The 3,612-nt window shown below is 60.6% G+C and carries 4 protein-coding genes, 1 tRNA gene and 1 pseudogene; 2 read left to right on the top strand and 4 right to left on the bottom strand.

From position 1 onward, the window contains the following. Positions 1 to 239: 239 nt before the first annotated feature. A pseudogene (locus CSR00_RS31500) lies at positions 240 to 452 on the top strand (hypothetical protein); the annotation flags it as partial. On the opposite strand, the gene CSR00_RS29570 reads toward CSR00_RS31500, so the two are convergent. The 4 genes from CSR00_RS29570 to CSR00_RS29585 form a co-directional block, all read right to left on the bottom strand. Then, the gene (locus tag CSR00_RS29570; protein ID WP_099025907.1) at positions 438 to 1,073 is read right to left on the bottom strand and encodes a hypothetical protein; all 636 of its coding nucleotides are present in this window, start codon (positions 1,071 to 1,073) and stop codon (positions 438 to 440) included. The pseudogene CSR00_RS31500 and the gene CSR00_RS29570 sit on opposite strands and share 15 nt — an antisense overlap. Next, positions 1,073 to 1,657 carry a Swt1 family HEPN domain-containing protein gene (locus CSR00_RS29575; RefSeq protein WP_218014565.1) on the bottom strand — a complete coding sequence of 195 codons (585 nt, stop codon included), beginning with the start codon at positions 1,655 to 1,657 and terminating at the stop codon, positions 1,073 to 1,075. The genes CSR00_RS29570 and CSR00_RS29575 overlap by 1 nt, the downstream gene beginning before the upstream one ends. Further along, complete coding sequence (locus CSR00_RS29580; RefSeq protein ID WP_141564538.1) at positions 1,654 to 2,289, bottom strand: DUF5343 domain-containing protein; 636 nt, start codon at positions 2,287 to 2,289, stop codon at positions 1,654 to 1,656. Before CSR00_RS29580 ends, CSR00_RS29575 begins: the two co-directional genes overlap by 4 nt. 240 nt (positions 2,290 to 2,529) lie before the next feature. Then, positions 2,530 to 2,603 (bottom strand) — tRNA-Leu (locus tag CSR00_RS29585). A 484-nt stretch (positions 2,604 to 3,087) separates the two neighbouring features. Here CSR00_RS29585 and CSR00_RS29590 point away from each other — a divergent pair. Then, positions 3,088 to 3,612, top strand: a 525-nt coding sequence (locus CSR00_RS29590; protein ID WP_245906754.1) for a C40 family peptidase, incomplete at its 3' end; no start/stop codon positions are given.

The raw sequence follows: 3,612 nt of genomic DNA on the forward strand, positions 1-3,612 counted from the left end.
ACGCCGGCCGAGTACGCTGCAGCCTGCCGCTGCACCCACACCCCAGTGGCCTGCAGCATCAACTGAGAACGAATCAAACCAACCCGACTCAAGAACCGGATGGACTCAGTAACGGGGACTCGCCACCAGTACTGACCGCGCTCACTGAAATTCCCCACTGACGCTCATCGAAATTCCCCACCCGTGTGGCTCCGCCGAGAAGGGCGGGCCTCCTTCGAAGCTGCTGGTGTCTGCTGGCAGAGCACTACATGCAGGTATCAAAGTGGCTGGGTCACAGCACTTTCGTTCTCACGTTGACCACCTACGCCGACTACATCAACGAGGACGAAATGGCGGCACCGAAGGTCGCGCGGGGAGTCGTTGTCTCGGAGAACGTGTCAACTGCCGAGAGTCGATACGCTGGTCGCCGAGGCGGTGCCGCATCAACGAAAAGCCCGCTAGATGTTGGATAGAGAGGCCTTCATACGCATTAGCTCCAACAACTTGATGCCCGACTGAATTGTTCGAACGTACGCGTTCGCGATATCTGTATCGCCTCTGCTGTTCGGGTCATGCGCGGCCCGATTACGGTCATCGTTTAGATCAGTGAAGGTACTAGCGATGTCGTCATCTATGTGCCCGTCACTATGCAGCCGCTCCAGCATCCGGCGAAAGCCCGACACCTGCTGGCCGTCCGGGTAGATCGCCAAGAAGTATTGTTGAAGGGACTCTTCGAGGTCTGCGAACGAGGAGAGGATCGCCGCCTTCGGATCCAGCTCCGCCAGCCGCTCGTATTTGTTGAGACGCTGTTCCGGTGTCTCTGGAGGTAGCAGCAGGTCTTGTACGCCGCCGATAGAAGATTCATCTACGACCTCGGCGTCGAGCGTTTGCGAGGCTTCGGTCAGTTCTTGCACTCGCCGTTCGAACTCAACATCTACACCGGGTGCCTTCACCCGCCGTATGTCTGACACGCGTTGCACGAGCTGGGTAGCGGCAGACTTGATCTGCCTACGAAGAAGAAAGAGCGCACTTCCTGCGACCGTCGGCCAAGCGAGCGCCGACGTCATCTGCGCGATGAATTCAAGCACCGACATTAGAGGCCAACCTGCCGATTCCAGTCTGTCACATACATTTCGAGCCTTGCGAATTCAGGTTCTGACAGCATGCGGTGATGTGCTACGAAATTGCGCGCTCGCTCCAGCTCGTCAAGGCGCTGCTTCAGCCAGTGTTGAGAAGGGATGAGGTCCTCGAACTCTGACCAGTTGTTGATGATGATGTCTGATAGACCGCCGAAGTCGACAAAGCCAAGAGGATCAGCGCGCAAGCCAGCAATCCATGAGTTGTTCTGCGCATCGCTCAGCCGGGACTCGGCGGTGTCGTGAATCTTCTTAGGTACTTTGTTGTCCCACCACGCAGCATCGACGTCGGAGAGCTTGTTCTGTATTAGTTCCCGAACCGCGTTCTCGAAGCAGTACAGCAGAGTGTAGAGGCGTCCCATCCGGACCGCATCATTCCGAATCGCCAACGGGAAGGGCGCTATTGCCTCTTCGAGCAGTCGCTCCTCGGTAGCATCAGCATTGAGACCTACTCGCACGCCCGCCTGACGGAACGCCTCAGCCTCCGCCTCGAACATAAGGCTTCGAAAGAGAAATGTGCGGAGCGGGTCGTGTTCGCTCACGACAATAGATTCTCGCGCAAAGACCTGAAGATTGCGTTGAACACTTCGATGTCCTTGGTCGCAGGCAGGTGGACCTGAATCGTGTAGTGCAGCTCGGCCGACACTTGCCCTGTCTGCCTCTGCACAACTGTGGGATTGTCGCCTGCGGTTGACTTGTCAGTGTGCGGGTCTTCGCGTTGCACCGTTGGAGGCACTGCAGACGCTTTCGAGGGGGCTGCCTTAAAGTCCGCATTTTTCAGCAGCGCGTAGAAGGTCATCGCCTGTAACTGCGCGACTTTGTCAGTCGAATTGTTCTTCGACTTGAACAATCCCTCTATGGCTGGCCTATCCGCAGCGGTGGGTACCTCGCGAACGTGGAAGACGTCCTCATAGGCCTCTTTCATCGCCTCAGCGAGCACAGCCTTGGAGCGCGACTGATCACGATAAGCGTGGTACCGCGCCGTAGGTACACCATCCGGCGATAGGAAGCCTAGGTCTTTGAGCAACGGTATGACGGCTCGGTCGGTGCTGGAACCAAACCCAAGGCTCTTGAGATGTTCAGTAGTGAACTTGGGTGGCGCGACGCCGTCGACAATCTTGGTAAGGATGTCGCCAAGATTCTTCGTCGAAAGCAAGTACCGCGACGTCAGCATGGCCCGCACCTTCAAGCGTTCATAGAGGGGGACGGAGTCCCGTCACCTTGGCTCATCGTCGTCAACTCGTGCAATGAGTCAAGGTGCCACGCCGTTGGCAACGACTCCGGCTGACCATCAGATCAGACGCGACGGCCTCAGTCACGGTGACTGTGGACGCGGCGTGGACGCGGACGCCCCGGGAAGCCTCACAGCAGGCCCGCCGCTAGTAAAAAGATATCCCTACCAGCACAAATCCAGTGCCCCCAGTCGGACTCGAACCGACACTGTGCGGATTTTAAGTCCGCTGCCTCTGCCAATTGGGCTATGGGGGCGCTCCCGGACCGTTACCGGGCCGCTGCGGCCCGGCGTCGACCGTCTCTATTGTCGCCGCCACCCTGGTGAAGAAGGTAGGGGCCCCGCACCGCCGGCCCCGGTACCACGGAGGAACACCGACTCGGCGTTGCCAAAACCACTGCGTGGTGCGGCCCCGGTCTCCCCCGCATCCGCCGGCCCGCACGCACACCCCACCGAAACCTCTACCTGAGGTCATGTTTTGCATTTCGAGGCGAGGTCTAACCGACAACGGAACCGGCACGGATCCGTCACGAACTGTGGCGTCCGTTACGTTGCTGAACGCCGCCGCGGCGACGCCGCCGTCCGCGTCGAAAAACCGCCCTGGAGAAAACCGCTGGTCAGAGCGTTTTAGCCCGCGGAAGAGCCGCCGATTTCTGTTGCCTACACCATGAAAACTCGCCAGAAGTGATGGGCGCCACAGATTTTGGCCGCCCTGCATAAGTCTGGTTAGCGTCCGTCGTCATGTTTGTTCTAGCCACACTGATGACGCTGATCAATCAGGTCTCAGGCACGCCCTACATCTCCGGCGGCGACTCGCCCGCCGGGACCGATTGTTCGGGGCTCGCGTCGTGGGTCGCGAATGCCGCCACCGGAAGACCGATCTACGGCGACAGGTTCAACACGGGTAACCAGGAGGCCGCGCTGCTGGCCCGCGGATTCAAGTACGGCACCGCCCCCAACGCCCTGGTGATCGGCTGGAACAGCGGCCACACCGCCGTCACCCTGCCCGACGGCACCCCCGTCTCCAGCGGCGAGGGCGGCACCGGTGTCTCCATCGGCGGCGGCGGCGCCTACCAGCCGCAGTTCACCCACCACATGTACCTGCCGATGCCCGCCGCGCAGGTGCCGGCCGACCCGGCCGCGCCGGGCGGCCCGACGATCGTCAACGTCTCCCACACCGCGCCGGCACCTCCCCCGGCAGCCGTGCCGCCTCCCCCCTTACACACATCTGACGCTGCCGACACGCTCCCCTGCGTAGCTGCCGCG

Origin of the sequence: Mycolicibacterium palauense (assembly GCF_002592005.1) — a bacterium.
In the GTDB taxonomy this organism is placed as follows: domain Bacteria; phylum Actinomycetota; class Actinomycetes; order Mycobacteriales; family Mycobacteriaceae; genus Mycobacterium; species Mycobacterium palauense.